This window comes from Pseudomonas sp. SWRI51 (assembly GCF_014268825.1).
GTDB lineage: Bacteria > Pseudomonadota > Gammaproteobacteria > Pseudomonadales > Pseudomonadaceae > Aquipseudomonas > Aquipseudomonas farsensis.
The window spans coordinates 1-14,071 of record NZ_JABWRG010000046.1; the positions used below are offsets into that span (position 1 = coordinate 1).

The following is a 14,071-nucleotide window of genomic DNA, read 5'->3' on the forward strand; positions in this document are numbered from 1 at the left end:
CCCGCTCCCACGTTTCGATGTAAATCAGTTAGTTAGCGTTTGTTCTATGAGAGCTGGCGACAGCCTGCGATGAGGCCCTTACAGGATTGCACAAGTCCATAGCCCCCTCCCCACCGTCCAGTTATCCGCGAGGGCGAGCGCCCACAAAAAACAGGGTTAGCTTGGGAGTTGTAAGCGCCATTGCGTGGAGTGGCTGAGGCGTACCTGCGCCAACGGTTGCACGTCGATGCGCTGAAAGGCGTCCAGCGGCGCTGCCAACGCGTGCAGCATGGCGGCGCGGATGACGAACGGGTGGGTAATCACCAACCACTCCCCCGCCGCCAGGCCACTGTCCAACCAATGCGCAACCCGGCTGCACAGTGCCGCCACCGACTCCCCGCCATGGGGCGCTGACTGCGGGTCCGCCAACCAGGCCTGAAGGCCCGCCAAGTCATCATGCTGCAACTGCTTCAGCGCCAGCCCCTGCCAGCGCCCTAAATCACAATCGCGCAGCCGCTCATCCACCGTCGCCTGCAAACCCAGGCCTTGCGCCGTCTGCAGCGCACGCAGCTCTGGCGCACTCAGGCACTGCGCGCCTGTGGATAACCCGGCCATGGGCGCTGGCAGCTCACGCAACGGGTCATCATCAAGCGCAAAACGCCCGACCCGTTGTGCCTCGGTCTGGCCGTGGCAAATCAGTGTGAGCTGCACAGGTTTCATGGCAGGCTAAGGCTCAGGCCAAGTGGCGCTTGAGTTCGGCGATATGCTCCGGGCCAATGCCGCAGCAACCGCCGATCATGTTGGCGCCACGCTCGCGCCAGCCCTTGGCCCAGACCAGGTAGCCCGGTGGGTCGAGGTCTTCGCGCAGTTCATCCAGGCCGTCGTTGGCCTTGGCCTCTTTGGGCTGCGGCGGGAAGGCGTTGGCATACACGCCGATGGCGATATCGGCGTTGTGCCTGGCAATCACCGCGCGCGCCACGTCCACGGCATCACCGATCACTTCCGGCTGGCTGCAGTTGAACAACACCGACGCCACGCCAAGGCCAATTACCGCTTCAACGGCGTCGGCCACAGGCTCACCCGAGCGCAGGCGCGGGGTGGCGTCGACGTCTTCATCCTTGAGGGTGAACGACACCCAGAACGGCTTGCCGTCCGCCGGCAGGTGCGCGTGGATGGCGCGCACCTCAGCGATGGCGCTCTGGGTTTCGGCCAGCCACAGGTCAACGCTCGGCGCCAGGCCTTGCAGCAACGGGGTCAGCACCTCGGCAACGCGCTCGGGCTGGAACAGGTCGGGGCGATAGGAGCCGAACAGTGGCGGCAACGAACCGGCTACGCGCACCGGGCGTGGCGCGGCATCGGCGGCACGGCGAGCCAATTCACCGGCAACTTTAGCCAGTTGCAGGCCTTCGCGAGCAAAACGCGCTTCGCCGATATGGAACGGCACCACCGCATAACTGTTGCTGGTAATAACGTCTGCGCCCGCTTCGATATAGGCGCTGTGCACGCCTTGTACCTTCTCGGGAGCCTCGCTCAGGGCCAGCGCCGACCACTCGGGCTGCCGGAACGGCGCGCCACTGCGTTGCAGCTCGCGGCCCATACCACCATCAAGAATTACCATCGCTCGCTGGGTCATATAACTACTCTGCAGGTTTCTATAACTAAAATTTACTTGGTGCTATGCATTTATAACTATTTAATACATTAATCCTTTTCTAGCCAACATTTCAGGTATTTCCATGCGTTTGCCATCTTTGCTGGGCGCCGGTCTGGTTGTTCTCGCTGCTGCTTCACAAGCCTTCGCCGGCGCAACCCTCGACCGCGTCGAGTCGCGCAAGGAGATGGTCAACGTACTGATGGAAAGCTACCCGCCGTTCTCGTTCCTCAACGACAAGAACCAGCTCGACGGCTTTGACGTCGATGTGGCCAAGGCCGTGGCCGACAAACTGGGCGTCAAGCTGCGCCTCGAAACCCCGTCCTGGGACGTGATCGCCGCTGGCCGCTGGAGCGGGCGCTACGATATCTGCATCTGCTCGATGACCCCGAGCAAGGCCCGCGCCGAGGTGTTCGACTTCCCGGTGGAATACTACGCCTCGCCTGCAGTGATCGTGGTCAATGCCAAGGATGAGCGCATCCACTCGGCCAAAGACCTCAACGGCCTGAAGGTCGGCCTGACCGCTGCGTCCAGCTACGAAAGCTACCTGAACAAGAACCTGGTGATCGAAGGCGCCGAAGACAAGCAGTTGGACTACCCGTTCGAGCAGGTGCAAATCGCCCCGTACGACACCGACAACGTCGCCTTCCACGACCTGGCCCTGGGCGCCGGCGTGCGCCTGGACGCCATCCTCACCAACCTGGTGACCGCGCAACCGCGCCTTGACCAAGACAAACGCTTCAAGCTGGCCGGCGCGCCGCTGTACGAAGAGCCCAACTCGGTGGCCATCGAAAAAGGCGATGCCGAGTGGAATGCCAAGGTGCGCCAGGTGTTCGCCGAGCTTAAAGCCGACGGCACCCTGGCCAAGCTTTCGCAGAAATGGATCGGCGCCGATATCAGCAAATGAGCGCCTTCGAACCTGCCCCAACGACCAAGGGCCATGGCCTGTTCGGTTTCCGCACCCGGCTATACCTGACGTGGCTGGCCCTGTTCGTGCTGTTTGTCGGGTTTTTCCTGAGCTTTGACCTGAAGTTCGCGATCATCCTGGAAAAATTCCCGAACCTGGCCGGCTTCAAGCTGGGGCCGAATGGCTTTTTACAAGGCGCGGCGCTGACCCTGTTCCTGTGCTTGTGCTCGATCTTCGTGTCGGTGTTGTTCGGCTTTGCCGCAGCACTGGCGCGGCTGTCCAGCAGCGCGGTGCTGGTGGGCATTGCCAGCTTCTACACCTCGTTCTTCCGCGGCACGCCGCTGCTGATCCAGATTCTGCTGATTTACCTGGGCCTGCCGCAACTGGGGCTGGTACCGGGCGCCATCAGCGCGGGCATCATTGCCCTGTCGCTCAACTACGGGGCGTACCTGAGCGAAATCTTCCGCGCCGGCATCATCGGCGTGGCCCGCGGCCAGCGTGATGCCGCGTTGGCGCTGGGCATGGGCACGCGGGACATCTTCTGCAGCGTAATCCTGCCGCAGGCCATGCGCGTGATCATCCCGCCGACGGCCAACCAGTTCATCTCGATGCTCAAGGACTCGTCGCTGATTTCGGTGATGGGCGTGTGGGAAGTGATGTTTCTGGCGCAGTCGTATGGCCGTTCGAGCTATCGCTACCTGGAGATGCTCACCACGGCAGCGGTGATCTACTGGGTGTTGTCGATCTTGCTGGAACTGGCGCAAGCGCGCCTTGAGCGGCACTTCGGCAAAGCCTACCAGCGCTAGGCGAACAAACCTCCAGATGTACATGGGGGCGTGGGAGCGGGCTTGCCCCGCGATGGCGTCAGATCGCGCCACTCGGCCTGCTGGCCTCATCGCGGGGCAAGCCCGCTCCCACGCTTTGTACGTCAGCCCAGCCCGAAACCGCTGATGGCCTGCATCATGGCGCTGACCGAAGGCCGCGCCGCGATGCTCGACCATGTCGCCGGGGTGATCGTCACCCCCTCGATGCGGGCGCTGCTGGCCGCTGAAAGCGCGGTGTCAAAACAGTACGCCAAGGAGCGCGCCAACCAGCGCCTGGCGTTGCAGGTGATCGGCCTGCGGCTGATGGGCTATGCCGGCGTGCACTTGTCTGGGATCCATGACCTGGCCCAGTTTGAAGCGCTGGAACACACCATCACTGAACTGCAGCCACGCTATACCAACCTCGACAGCTGGGCCCCAGCTTGGGATGCCGCCTGGCAGCAGCCGGACCTGCCGGCCGTCACCTTCCACCCGCCCGGCCACAGCTGGCGCCTGGGGCAGCGGCAGGTCAGCCCATCGTTCAAGGAAAAGGCCCGCTACCGCCTGCTGTCGGCCCTGCACCACCAGGTGTTCAACCGCACCACGGTGCTGAGCAAGGCCTTCGGCTGGGCGGTAACCCGGCCACTGTGGAGCAAGCCTGCGCCGGGGCAATGGCTGCATCAGCTGGAACGGCGTGTGAAAAGGCCGCTGGTGGGCTGCGATACCTGCGGCACCTGCCGCCTGGAAGACACCTTGTACATCTGCCCGGAAACCTGCCCCAAAGGCCTGGCCAACGGCCCCTGCGGCGGCACCCAGCTGGACCGTTGCGAGTTCGGCGACCGCGAATGCGTGCACAGCGCCAAGTACCGCCTGGCGGTGGGGGTTGGGCGCACGGATGTGCTGGTAGAGCGGTTGATCCCCTGCGTGCAGGTCGAGACCCGCCAGCGCAGTTCGTGGCCGGGGTGGTTTGGCCAAACTCGACTGGCCAAACCACGCACCGTACAACCGGCAAGCGCCAGCGAATGCAAAGACTGAACGGGCGTTGCGCCCGCGTCTAGATCCGCGGGGTCTGGACGCCATGGCGGACCAGGCCCACCAGGTAGTCGAAGGTAAACCCACCCGCCGTAGCCACCACCATGACCTTGGTGCGGCTGACCGGGTCCGGCAGGAACAGGCACGCCTTGTAAGCCGTCTGCGCGCTGTTGCGGGCCACGTACTGCAGGGTTTCCCAGCCGTTGGCCTGCTTGTCGTAGGCCAAGGTCACCACCTTCATGCTCGATTGCAGGGTCGTCAGCAGCATCTCGACCGCCGCCGCAAACAGCGTCGACGCGACATTATCGGCCTCCACCGCCGATAGCCCATTCTTGCGCCCCTGATACAGGTGCCAGCCCTTGAAGGCGACGCCCGTCACACCGATGAAGAACGTGGTGTGGCGGCACAGATCGACCTCGTTGATCGGCGCATCACCAGTGCGCCACGGCGTCTTGAGCAGCAACAAGCCGGTCTTGCCCGCCAACAGCAGGCACTGGAGCGGCGTGGTCGCCTTCTGCGCCTTGGCCCCGGTCGAGGCGCTGGCCATGCCCATCGACATCATCCCCATGCCGATGTACGTACTGACCACATCCTTGAGGTAATCGAACGCTGACGGATTGGCGCTGGGTTGAGCCGCCAGCGCGACACTGGGCTGCAGCGCCAGCGCAGCATTGAGCGGAGGGCGGCTGGCCAGCACCGGCTTGAGCGGGCTGCTGCCCATGAACAGCTTGTAGGTGATGGTGCCGAGCACCGCCGGCACGAACAGCACGATATCGATCAACCGCACGCCGGTGTCCAGGGGCTCGCCGGTGAGCAAGGCAAAGGTCTTCTCGATGAACGGGAAGCGAATGGTCGAGAACAGGATTCGCCGCATCAGGTCGACCAACGCCGCGACTTGGTCGATCAGGTGCACCACCAGATTGCGGGTCATGGCGGTGGCGCGCTTGGCCAGGTTCAGCACCAGCGAATAAAGGATGCGCTTGATCTTGTCGAGGTCCAGGTCGGCCAGGGTAAAGCCGTCCGGGGCGAAGATGTGCTTGAAGCTTTCCTTGATGTCCGTGCCCAGCCCGGAAACACCAGATCGAAACGACCAGTGAGGCTACGAATTTTCTCCAGCACCTCTACAGCCTGTCGGCTGAGCGGCACCAGGTGCGCAGTACTCATTTTGGAGCCTCGATGGGAGTTCTTCACACCCTCAATCGCCACCCTTTCGCCAGGGATTTCCCACATCAGCCTCCCCATGTCTATCTCTCCCCAGCGAGCGAAGCGCAGCTCACTGGAGCGGATGAATACCAACAAGGTCAGCTGCACCGCTAGCTTGGTCAGGCCGCGCCCGCTGTCGGCATCTATCCGTTGAAGAAGCTCAGGTAAGCGTTCGAATGGCAAAGCAGGCCGGTGCGCTGTTTTGCGGGTCGCCGTGGCGCCTTGCAGATCGATCGCAGGGTTGAAATCCAGATGGCCATGCTGAACCGCCATACGGAGGATACCCGTCATGTACTGGCGTAGGCGTGCAGCCGTATCCAAGGTATCCCGCTTTTCCGCCGCCTTCAGCGGAACTAGCAGATCCCGTGTTTTGAGTTCCGCGACCGGGCGATCACCGAGAGCGGGCAACAGGTGGGATTCAATGCGCCGCCACACGGTGGAGGCATGACCAGGTGTCCACTTACGAGCGCAGGCCGCGTGCCATTCCTGAGCGAGCAAACGGAATGTATTCGCCCGGGCGTTAGCCGCTTCCTGTTTGTCCAAGCGCGCCTGCTCGATGGGGTCTTTCCCAGCAGCAAGGAGCTCAAGCGCCTGAGCGCGTCGCTCCCTGGCCGCTTTCAAGCCGAGCGCTGGATAGTTGCCAAACGTAGCTAAACCATCACGGCAATCAGGTTTGGTGTACTTCATACGCCAGGTCTTGACCCCTGACGGCTTCACCAGCAGGTAGAGGCCTTTGCCATCGAACAGCTTGTAATCCTTCTCCCGAGGCTTGGCCGCATCACATTTGGGATCGGTGAGAGGCACCACTGTGCGCGCCATAGGGATACGTTTCCTTGTCGAACCGAGATATCCCTAACCATATCCCTAAATCGCGTAGATGCCCAGAGACAAAACGAGACAGGCAGAAACAACAAAGCCCGCTCTGTGCGGGCTTTGCGGGGCGTTTCGTAGACAGTCATAGACTTCTGGAAACTGGTCTCTGGTGCCGGAGACAGGAATCGAACCTGCGACCTTCGCGTTACGAGTGCGCTGCTCTACCGACTGAGCTACACCGGCGTGTTGCGCAACGTACCACCCCGGTGTCCGTTACGCAAACCTCTGTTTCAACTCACTTTCACTGCACCTGGCAGCCGTTCGGGGCGAGGTCGGCCTCGACGTTGGTGGTGCATGCCCACCCCGTCTGGGTGCGGCTCAGGGTCAGGGTTTTGCCGAGTACGTTGGCCGGTGCGTCGGCCAAGGTGCAGGCGATGCTGGCGGCGCCCGTGGCGGCGGTGCCGGTGGCGGTGATGGCGCAGTGTGCGGTGGCGGGCTGGCCGCCCAGGCTTGCGACGTCGGGGACGTCTTTGCCGTCGTTCAGCCGCACATCCATGGCGGTCTTGAGGGCGGTGATTTCCAGCAGCGCGGCGTTGGCTTTGGCGCGGGACTGGTGGTTGGTGTACATCGGGATGGCGATGGTCGCCAAGATGCCGATGATCGCTACGACGATCATCAGTTCGATCAGGGTGATGCCGCGTTGCCCTTTCATGAACGGTCTTCCTTTGCAATGCATTTAGGCCGATATGGCATAGCGACGCCCCGGCCGGCAGCGGCGCAGTAGGCCTGAACCGACACCTTTTGTCACCCCTTGGGCGGCGGTGCGTCGTTGTCGCTCGACTACTCTAGTGACCGAGATCGAACTGTGCCCGGGAATGGGCCCGGCAAGCTGTTACGGGGCTTGTCGCTTCACTGCAAAGGACTTTCGCATGCCAGCATCTACCCGTCTCTATGCCTGGGAAGGCGTCAACGCCGCAGGCGTTGCTCAACAAGGGGAGCGCACTGGGCGCAGCCCGGCTTTCGTGCAGGCTTGGCTGCATCAACAGGGCATTCGCGCCACGCGGGTGCGGCCCGCTGGGGGGCTGGGGTGGCGTTGGCGGTGGCCGGCGCGGGCGGGCAAGGCGGATGCGCCGGGGTTTAGCCGGCAGTTGGCGACCTTGCTGATGGCGGGGGTGCCGCTGCTGCAGGCGTTCGAGGTGATGGCGCGCAGCAGCGCGGATGCAGCGATGACGGCGCTGGTGGCGCGGTTGAAACAGGATGTGGCGGCGGGCCAGGGGCTGGCGGATGCGCTGCAGCGGCATCCTGGTTGGTTTGATGGGCTTTATTGCAATTTGATTCGGGTGGGTGAGCACTCGGGCACGCTTGACCGGCAACTGGAGCAGATGGCGCTGATGCTGGAAAAGCGGCAGGCGCTGCGGCAGAAGGTGCGCAAGGCGATGTTGTACCCGGCGTTGCTGCTGTTGACCGGGCTGGGGGTGGCGACGTTGCTGCTGCTGGAGGTGGTGCCGCGCTTTGAGGGGATGTTTGCGGGGGCCGACAAGGCGCTGCCGGCCTTTACGCAGTGGGTGATCGACTTATCCACAGGGCTGGGCAAGCATGCGTTGTGGCTGGCGCTCGTCGGCGCGGGGCTGGGGTTGGGGGCGCGTGAGCTGTATCGGCGGCATCTGCCGGGGCGGTTGTGGATGCTGCGTTGGGTGCTGCGGGTGCCGGTGGTTGGGCGGCTGCTGGGGCATGCGGCGTTGGCGCGGTTTGCCCGCAGCCTGGGCACGGCTTATGGCGCGGGGGTGCCGTTGCTGGATGCGTTGGACACGGTGGCGCCGGTGTGTGGCAACAGCCTGCATGAGCGGGCGATTCGGCGGTTGCGGCAGAACGTCGCCAATGGGGTGGGGTTGCAGCAAGCGATGGAGGCTGATGAGCTGTTTGCGCCGCTGTTGCGCCAGTTGGTGGCGGTGGGGGAATCGAGCGGCACGCTGGACCGGATGCTGAACAAGGCCGCAGAGCATTACGAGGTGCAGGTCAGCGAAGCGCTTGAGCAGTTGACCACGCTGCTTGAGCCGGCCATCGTGCTGATCCTCGGGCTGCTGGTGGGCGGCCTGGTGGTGGCGATGTATCTGCCGATTTTCCAGTTGGGTAGCCTGATCTGAACATGAACCTGTGGACCGTAGCCGTCGAGCATCCGCCCTTCTTCTATAGCCTTGCCGCGCTGCTGGGGCTGTTGGTGGGTAGCTTTGTCAATGTGCTGGCGTACCGGCTGCCGGTGATGCTTGACCACCAGTGGCAGCGTGAGGCGCAAGAGATGCTGGGGTTGCCGCAGGGCGCCCCGACGCGCTTGGGCCTGTGCCTGCCAGCCTCGCACTGCCCGCGGTGCCAGCAGCGCATACGCGCGTGGCAGAACATTCCTGTGCTGAGCTACCTGTTTTTGCGCGGGCGCTGCGCGGGGTGCCAGGGGCGCATCAGCGTGCGATACCCATTGGTGGAGCTGGGCTGCGCGCTGTTGTCGCTGGGGGTAGCGTGGCATTTTGGGCCGGGAGTGCCGGCGTTGCTGGTGATGCTGTTGACGTGGGGGCTGCTGGCCTTGAGCCTGATCGATGCGGACCGCCAGTTGTTGCCGGATGTGCTGGTGCTGCCGTTGCTCTGGCTGGGGTTGGTGGTCAATGCCTTCGGTTTGCTGGTGCCTTTGCCCGATGCGCTGTGGGGCGCGGTGGCCGGGTATCTGAGCCTGTGGTCGGTGTATTGGCTGTTCCGCTTGCTGACCGGCAAGGAGGGCATGGGCTATGGCGACTTCAAGTTGTTGGCGATGCTCGGCGCCTGGGGTGGCTGGCAGATATTGCCGATGACAGTAATGGGCGCGTCGGTTGCCGGGGCGCTGATTGGGCTGCTATTGCTGGGTTTGCGGCGCGCAAACCGGGGCACGACGTTGCCCTTTGGGCCGTATCTGGCAATTGCGGGGTGGATCGCATTGCTCTGGGGTGATGAAATAGCCGCCTCTTACCTGCAACTGCTTGGAACACGATGAGCACAGCGCCCTTCACCCCTTGGATTCTTGGCCTGACCGGCGGCATTGGCAGCGGCAAGAGCGCCGCCGCCGAGCGCTTCGTCGAGCTGGGCGTGCACCTGGTCGACGCCGACCAGGCGGCGCGCTGGGTCGTAGAGCCGGGCCGCCCTGCCCTGGCGAGTATCGTCGAGCGCTTCGGTGCTGGCGTGCTGCTGGAGGACGGCCAACTGGACCGCGCGGCCCTGCGCCAGCAAATTTTTGCCGACCCGGCGCAGCGGCAATGGCTTGAGCAATTGCTGCATCCGCTGATTGGCCAGGAGATTTTCAGCTACCTGGCCAAGGCCGAAACGCCTTATGCGGTGTATGTATCGCCGCTGTTGATCGAGTCGGGGCAGTACCGCAAGACCCAGCGCATTCTGGTGATCGATGCCCCGCCCGAGTTGCAGGTACAGCGCACCCTGCTGCGCGACAACACCAGCGCCGAACAGGTGCAGGCGATTCTCAAGGCCCAGGTGGGCCGCGAGGAACGTCTGCGCCATGCCGATGATGTGGTGGTCAATGACCGTGACGTGCCAACGCTGCACGCCGAGATTGACCGCCTGCACCACTTTTACCTGACTTTGCGAGGAGGCCAGCCATGAGCCAGCCGTTGACCGTTGATTGCCCGACCTGTGGCGCACCTGTGGAATGGGGTGAAAAAAGCCCGTTTCGGCCGTTTTGTTCTGACCGTTGCAAGCTGATCGACTTGGGCGCCTGGGCGTCTGAGGACCATAAGATCGCGGGGTCGGATGAGTCCGAGGATGAGCTTTATTCGGGGGATCTGGAGCCTCGGCATTGAGGGTGTGGCGCAGTCTGTCGTAGGAACGGCGTCGTGTGGCGAACGGGGTGCGAAGCAGCCGCAAGATCTCGACCTATCGCAAAACCGCCGGGTCCGCTGCGCAGCCCATCGCGACACAAGGCCGCTCCTACACGAGACCGCGCCGATGTGGCGGCATCAGTTTCAGGGCTGGTCATCTTTCCATGGCGCTTGCAGGTAGCGGGTGCGGTTGAAGGTTTCGAGCCACTCGGGGCAGAACACGACCAGGGCGCTGATTACCGTGCCGTTGATGAACGCTTCGGGGAACATCATCAGCCACAGATAGCCGGCAAAATCGCTGAGCCATTCCGGCATCGCAAAACGGCCGTCCAGCCATAGCAGCCCCAGGCCTGCCATCAGGCACAATAGCACCGTCAGGGCAGCGGCGAAAAAACCACAACAGAAGATGTAAACGAACAGGTTACGCGGCTGGGCGCGTTCGACCAGCAACGCGCACACCTCGGTGACCAGCACCGGCAAGGCGACGATCAACAAGCCGTTTACGCCAAGGGCCGCGAGGTCCTGGCGGCCGAGCAGCAGCAGGCCGATCTGGGCCATGAAACCACCGAGCAGGGCTAGCGGCCAATCCAGCAGCAAGGTGACGGCGGTCATGCCGATGAAGTGATAGGACACGCCGGTGTCGAAATCGCGGCGTACCAGCCACAACGCAAACAGCGCGAACACGGTGCCAAACAGCAGGTGCTGGCGGCGCCGGTCCGTGCACAGCTCGACCCACGGTGCCCGGCTGGCCGCCCAGAGTAGCAAGGGCACGTAACCGAGCCAGCCCAGGGTCAGGCTGGTGCTGGACAATACTTGCGCGCTGATCACCGGTGAATGTCCTTTTCAAGCTTGTGGATAAGGGGCAGTTTACACCCATACTGCGTGGCGCCTTGGCCGGTGTGATTTCTGCGCACAAACAGCACCTTACCGTCATCGATTAACGGCTAAGCTTCACCCCATGGACGACTCAGATTACCTGCGCCTGCTAACCATCCAGGCCGAACAAGCCAATGCTTTCCTCTCCAATGCGCGCAAATGGGAGCGTGAGCGTTGGGTTTGCCAGCGCCTGCTGCAAGGGCTGAACATCCCGCACCGCAGCGAGGACTTCACCCCGGCCGGCCAGGAGCCGCCGGATGTGCTGTTTCGCGATGCCGCCTTCGAGGTGTTTTTTGTGCTCGATGAGGGCCGCCGGCTGAATGATGAGTGGCGCGAAGAGCTGCAGCGCAGGCGCAGTGCGTTCTCGCTCAGCCAGTTGGTGCGCCGCGAGGCACGGCCACGCAAGATCAGCGCCCAGGAACTGCTGGCGCGCCTGGCGCCAACCTTGCGCAAAAAGTCGCACAACTACCGTGAGCGCGGCCTGGACCTGGGTGAGCTGGACATCATCGCCTTCGCCAGCCTCAAGCGTGAGGTGCTGGACCTCAACAGCCACTTCCCGCCGCCAACCGAATACCTGCGCCAGGGCTGGCGCTCGCTGTCGCTGGTGGGGCCGACCTTTGCCCGGGTGCTGTTCGCCCACCCCGACGCCCCGGATTTTCTGCGTGGCAACCTGGGGCGCAGCATCGTGTTCGACGTCGGCATCAGTCTTTGATCCTGTGCCGTGTGTGTTTGCGATGGCGTACACTCGGCGCCGGCGATAGAAAGCATTATCATTTGTTTCCAGCGCCTGCATGAACGCTGTAGCGTGCCCGCAGTCTCAAACGTCTATCTGACGAGGCCCCCCATGACCAGCCGCCTGAACCCTGAAGATCAGCGCCGCGTGGATGAGTACCTGAGCGCCCCCCAGCATCGTGTCGAGCGCCGGCCTTTCCGGCCCTGGCTGCTGTTGCTGCTGGTGGTCGCGGTAACGGTCGGGCTGGGCCTCTTGAGCCGCCTGCTGAGTGGACTGGTGCTATGAGCTGCCTTGCGCTCGCCCTCCCCTCACGCCAGATACGGCTGGGCCATGTGCCCGCGAATTCCGTAAAACTTGTGAGATATCCCCATGACTCATCGCATCGTGATTGTCGGCGGCGGCGCCGGCGGCCTGGAACTGGCGACCCGCCTGGGTAAAAGCCTGGGCAAGCGCAAGCAGGCCGAGGTCACCCTGGTCGACGCCAACCTGACGCACATCTGGAAGCCGCTGCTGCATGAAGTGGCCGCCGGTTCGCTCAACTCCTCGGAAGACGAACTGAACTACGTGGCCCAGGCCAAGTGGAACCACTTCAACTTCCAGTTGGGGCGCATGAGCGGCCTGGACCGTGAAACCCGGCAGATTCAACTGGCTGCAACCCTTGATGAACAGGGCCGCGAACTGCTGCCTGCGCGTACCTTGGGTTATGACACCCTGGTGATCGCGGTGGGCAGCAACACCAACGACTTCGGCACCTTGGGCGCGGCGCAGCACTGCTTGTTCCTGGACAGCCGCAAGCAGGCTGAGCGCTTCCACCAGCAACTGCTCAACCACTACCTGCGCGCCCATGCCGGCGCCCCGGAAAGCGGCAAGATCAGCGTGGCGATCGTTGGCGCGGGTGCCACCGGGGTTGAGCTGGCCGCCGAGCTGCACAATGCTGCCCACGAACTGGCGGCCTATGGCCTGGACCGCATCCAGCCCAAGGACATGCATATCACCCTGATCGAGGCCGGCCCACGGGTGTTGCCGGCGCTGCCTGAGCGCATCAGCGTGCCGGTGCACAAGACCTTGGAAAAACTCGGCGTGACGGTGCTGACCAACGCGTCGGTCAGTGAAGTGACCGAGGATGGCCTGAAAACCGCCAGCGGTGAAGTGATCCAGGCCAGCTTGAAGGTGTGGGCGGCGGGCATTCGCGCGCCGGGCTTTCTCAAGGACATCGACGGCCTGGAGACCAACCGCATCAACCAGTTGGTGGTGCGCCCTACCCTGCAGACCACGTTGGACGACAATATTTTTGCTTTTGGCGACTGCGCCGCGTGCCCGCAACCGGGTAGCGACCGCAATGTGCCACCGCGCGCGCAGGCTGCGCATCAGCAGGCTTCGTTGTTGGCCAAGGGGCTGAAGGCACGCCTTGAAGGCAAGCCGCTGCCCACTTATGCCTATAAGGATTACGGCTCGCTGGTGTCGCTGTCGCGCTTCTCGGCGGTGGGCAACTTGATGGGCAACCTGATGGGCAGCGTGAAGCTGGAAGGCTGGTTGGCGCGGATGTTCTATGTGTCGCTGTACCGCATGCACCAGATGGCGCTGTACGGGGTGTTTCGCACGGCGATGCTGATGCTGGGGAGCAAGATTGGGCGCGGGACTGAGCCCCGGTTGAAGCTGCACTGAGGCTTGAAGCGGGGGGCTGCCTTGCAGCCCATCGCAGGCTGGCGCCAGCTCCCACAGAAAAGCGACCGAAACCGTGGGAGCGGGCTTGACCCGCGATGAGGCCAGCAGGCCGAGTTGAGTTGCCTGCTCTGACCCCGTCGCGGGGCAAGCCCGCTCCCACGCTGGACTCAGCAGCTCAAACAAAAAACGCGGACAAAAGAAAAAGGGCATCTCAGTCGAGATGCCCTTTTTACATGGTGGGTCGTGTAGGATTCGAACCTACGACCAATTGGTTAAAAGCCAACTGCTCTACCAACTGAGCTAACGACCCTAAAAATGGTCGGGGTGAGGGGATTCGAACTCCTGACATCCTGCTCCCAAAGCAGGCGCGCTACCGGACTGCGCTACACCCCGAGATTGGCTCCGCGACCTGGACTCGAACCAGGGACCCAATGATTAACAGTCATTTGCTCTACCGACTGAGCTATCGCGGAACTGAACTTCGGTACAACTTCGAAGGCTGTGTGAGCTTCGATCTCTTTCGCGTTACCGCTGCTGAGGCCGGCTATTCTACATTCT

15 protein-coding genes, 4 tRNA genes and 1 pseudogene are annotated in these 14,071 nt (G+C 63.1%); 10 read left to right on the top strand and 10 right to left on the bottom strand.

The window, feature by feature from the left end; translation table 11 throughout:
* Positions 1–156: 156 nt before the first annotated feature.
* Both HU720_RS14570 and HU720_RS14575 read right to left on the bottom strand, forming a co-directional pair.
* Positions 157–699 (bottom strand): histidine phosphatase family protein, encoded by a 543-nt coding sequence (locus HU720_RS14570; RefSeq protein WP_186520635.1) that lies wholly within the window; start codon positions 697–699, stop codon positions 157–159.
* Positions 700–712: 13 nt separating this feature from the next.
* Positions 713–1,597, bottom strand: coding sequence for a homocysteine S-methyltransferase family protein (locus tag HU720_RS14575; RefSeq protein ID WP_186520668.1), 885 nt, complete (start codon positions 1,595–1,597; stop codon positions 713–715).
* Between the two features lie 118 nt (positions 1,598–1,715).
* Here HU720_RS14575 and HU720_RS14580 point away from each other — a divergent pair, with 118 nt between their 5' ends.
* The 3 genes and pseudogenes from HU720_RS14580 to HU720_RS14590 all read left to right on the top strand — a co-directional run.
* On the top strand, positions 1,716–2,537 hold the full coding sequence (locus tag HU720_RS14580; protein ID WP_186520636.1) for an ABC transporter substrate-binding protein: 822 nt from the start codon (positions 1,716–1,718) through the stop codon (positions 2,535–2,537).
* Positions 2,534–3,343: an amino acid ABC transporter permease gene (locus HU720_RS14585; protein WP_186520637.1), complete on the top strand. Its 810-nt coding sequence runs from the start codon at positions 2,534–2,536 to the stop codon at positions 3,341–3,343. The genes HU720_RS14580 and HU720_RS14585 overlap by 4 nt, the downstream gene beginning before the upstream one ends.
* 120 nt (positions 3,344–3,463) lie before the next feature.
* Positions 3,464–4,375, top strand: a pseudogene (locus HU720_RS14590) (methylenetetrahydrofolate reductase C-terminal domain-containing protein); the annotation flags it as partial.
* A 19-nt stretch (positions 4,376–4,394) separates the two neighbouring features.
* Here HU720_RS14590 and HU720_RS14595 read toward each other — a convergent pair.
* The 4 genes from HU720_RS14595 to HU720_RS14610 form a co-directional block, all read right to left on the bottom strand.
* A complete protein-coding gene (locus HU720_RS14595) occupies positions 4,395–5,303 on the bottom strand; it encodes a hypothetical protein (protein ID WP_186520638.1) in 909 nt (302 codons plus the stop codon).
* 23 nt (positions 5,304–5,326) lie between these two features.
* Positions 5,327–6,394: an integrase arm-type DNA-binding domain-containing protein gene (locus HU720_RS14600; protein WP_346656581.1), complete on the bottom strand. Its 1,068-nt coding sequence runs from the start codon at positions 6,392–6,394 to the stop codon at positions 5,327–5,329.
* A 161-nt stretch (positions 6,395–6,555) separates the two neighbouring features.
* Positions 6,556–6,631 (bottom strand) — tRNA-Thr (locus HU720_RS14605).
* A 58-nt stretch (positions 6,632–6,689) separates the two neighbouring features.
* Positions 6,690–7,100: a pilin gene (locus tag HU720_RS14610; protein ID WP_186520639.1), complete on the bottom strand. Its 411-nt coding sequence runs from the start codon at positions 7,098–7,100 to the stop codon at positions 6,690–6,692.
* A gap of 217 nt (positions 7,101–7,317) precedes the next feature.
* Between HU720_RS14610 and HU720_RS14615 the strand changes: the two genes are divergently transcribed.
* Genes HU720_RS14615 through yacG form a run of 4 tightly spaced genes read left to right on the top strand, consistent with a single transcriptional unit; the run spans position 7,318 to position 10,221 of the window.
* Positions 7,318–8,532 (top strand): type II secretion system F family protein, encoded by a 1,215-nt coding sequence (locus tag HU720_RS14615; RefSeq protein WP_186520640.1) that lies wholly within the window; start codon positions 7,318–7,320, stop codon positions 8,530–8,532.
* Positions 8,533–8,534: 2 nt separating this feature from the next.
* Positions 8,535–9,404, top strand: a complete 870-nt coding sequence (locus HU720_RS14620) for an A24 family peptidase (protein ID WP_186520641.1) — start codon at positions 8,535–8,537, stop codon at positions 9,402–9,404.
* The gene (coaE, locus tag HU720_RS14625; RefSeq protein ID WP_186520642.1) at positions 9,401–10,024 is read left to right on the top strand and encodes a dephospho-CoA kinase; all 624 of its coding nucleotides are present in this window, start codon (positions 9,401–9,403) and stop codon (positions 10,022–10,024) included. The genes HU720_RS14620 and coaE overlap by 4 nt, the downstream gene beginning before the upstream one ends.
* A complete protein-coding gene (gene yacG, locus HU720_RS14630) occupies positions 10,021–10,221 on the top strand; it encodes a DNA gyrase inhibitor YacG (RefSeq protein WP_186520643.1) in 201 nt (66 codons plus the stop codon). Before coaE ends, yacG begins: the two co-directional genes overlap by 4 nt.
* Before the next feature lie 162 nt (positions 10,222–10,383).
* On the opposite strand, the gene HU720_RS14635 is transcribed toward yacG, so the two are convergent.
* The gene (locus HU720_RS14635) at positions 10,384–11,067 is read right to left on the bottom strand and encodes an energy-coupling factor ABC transporter permease (RefSeq protein ID WP_186520644.1); all 684 of its coding nucleotides are present in this window, start codon (positions 11,065–11,067) and stop codon (positions 10,384–10,386) included.
* Between the two features lie 130 nt (positions 11,068–11,197).
* Here HU720_RS14635 and HU720_RS14640 point away from each other — a divergent pair, with 130 nt between their 5' ends.
* From HU720_RS14640 to HU720_RS14650, 3 genes are all read left to right on the top strand, one after another.
* Positions 11,198–11,827 carry a DUF1780 domain-containing protein gene (locus tag HU720_RS14640; RefSeq protein ID WP_186520645.1) on the top strand — a complete coding sequence of 210 codons (630 nt, stop codon included), beginning with the start codon at positions 11,198–11,200 and terminating at the stop codon, positions 11,825–11,827.
* Between the two features lie 132 nt (positions 11,828–11,959).
* Positions 11,960–12,133 carry a DUF3094 family protein gene (locus tag HU720_RS14645; RefSeq protein ID WP_186520646.1) on the top strand — a complete coding sequence of 58 codons (174 nt, stop codon included), beginning with the start codon at positions 11,960–11,962 and terminating at the stop codon, positions 12,131–12,133.
* 84 nt (positions 12,134–12,217) lie between these two features.
* Positions 12,218–13,513, top strand: coding sequence for an NAD(P)/FAD-dependent oxidoreductase (locus HU720_RS14650; RefSeq protein WP_186520647.1), 1,296 nt, complete (start codon positions 12,218–12,220; stop codon positions 13,511–13,513).
* Positions 13,514–13,747: 234 nt separating this feature from the next.
* On the opposite strand, the gene HU720_RS14655 is transcribed toward HU720_RS14650, so the two are convergent.
* The 3 genes from HU720_RS14655 to HU720_RS14665 all read right to left on the bottom strand — a co-directional run bounded on the left by HU720_RS14655 (position 13,748) and on the right by HU720_RS14665 (position 13,986).
* A tRNA-Lys gene (locus HU720_RS14655) sits at positions 13,748–13,823 on the bottom strand.
* A 6-nt stretch (positions 13,824–13,829) separates the two neighbouring features.
* Positions 13,830–13,906, bottom strand: a tRNA-Pro gene (locus HU720_RS14660).
* Between the two features lie 4 nt (positions 13,907–13,910).
* Positions 13,911–13,986 (bottom strand) — tRNA-Asn (locus tag HU720_RS14665).
* Positions 13,987–14,071: the final 85 nt, after the last annotated feature.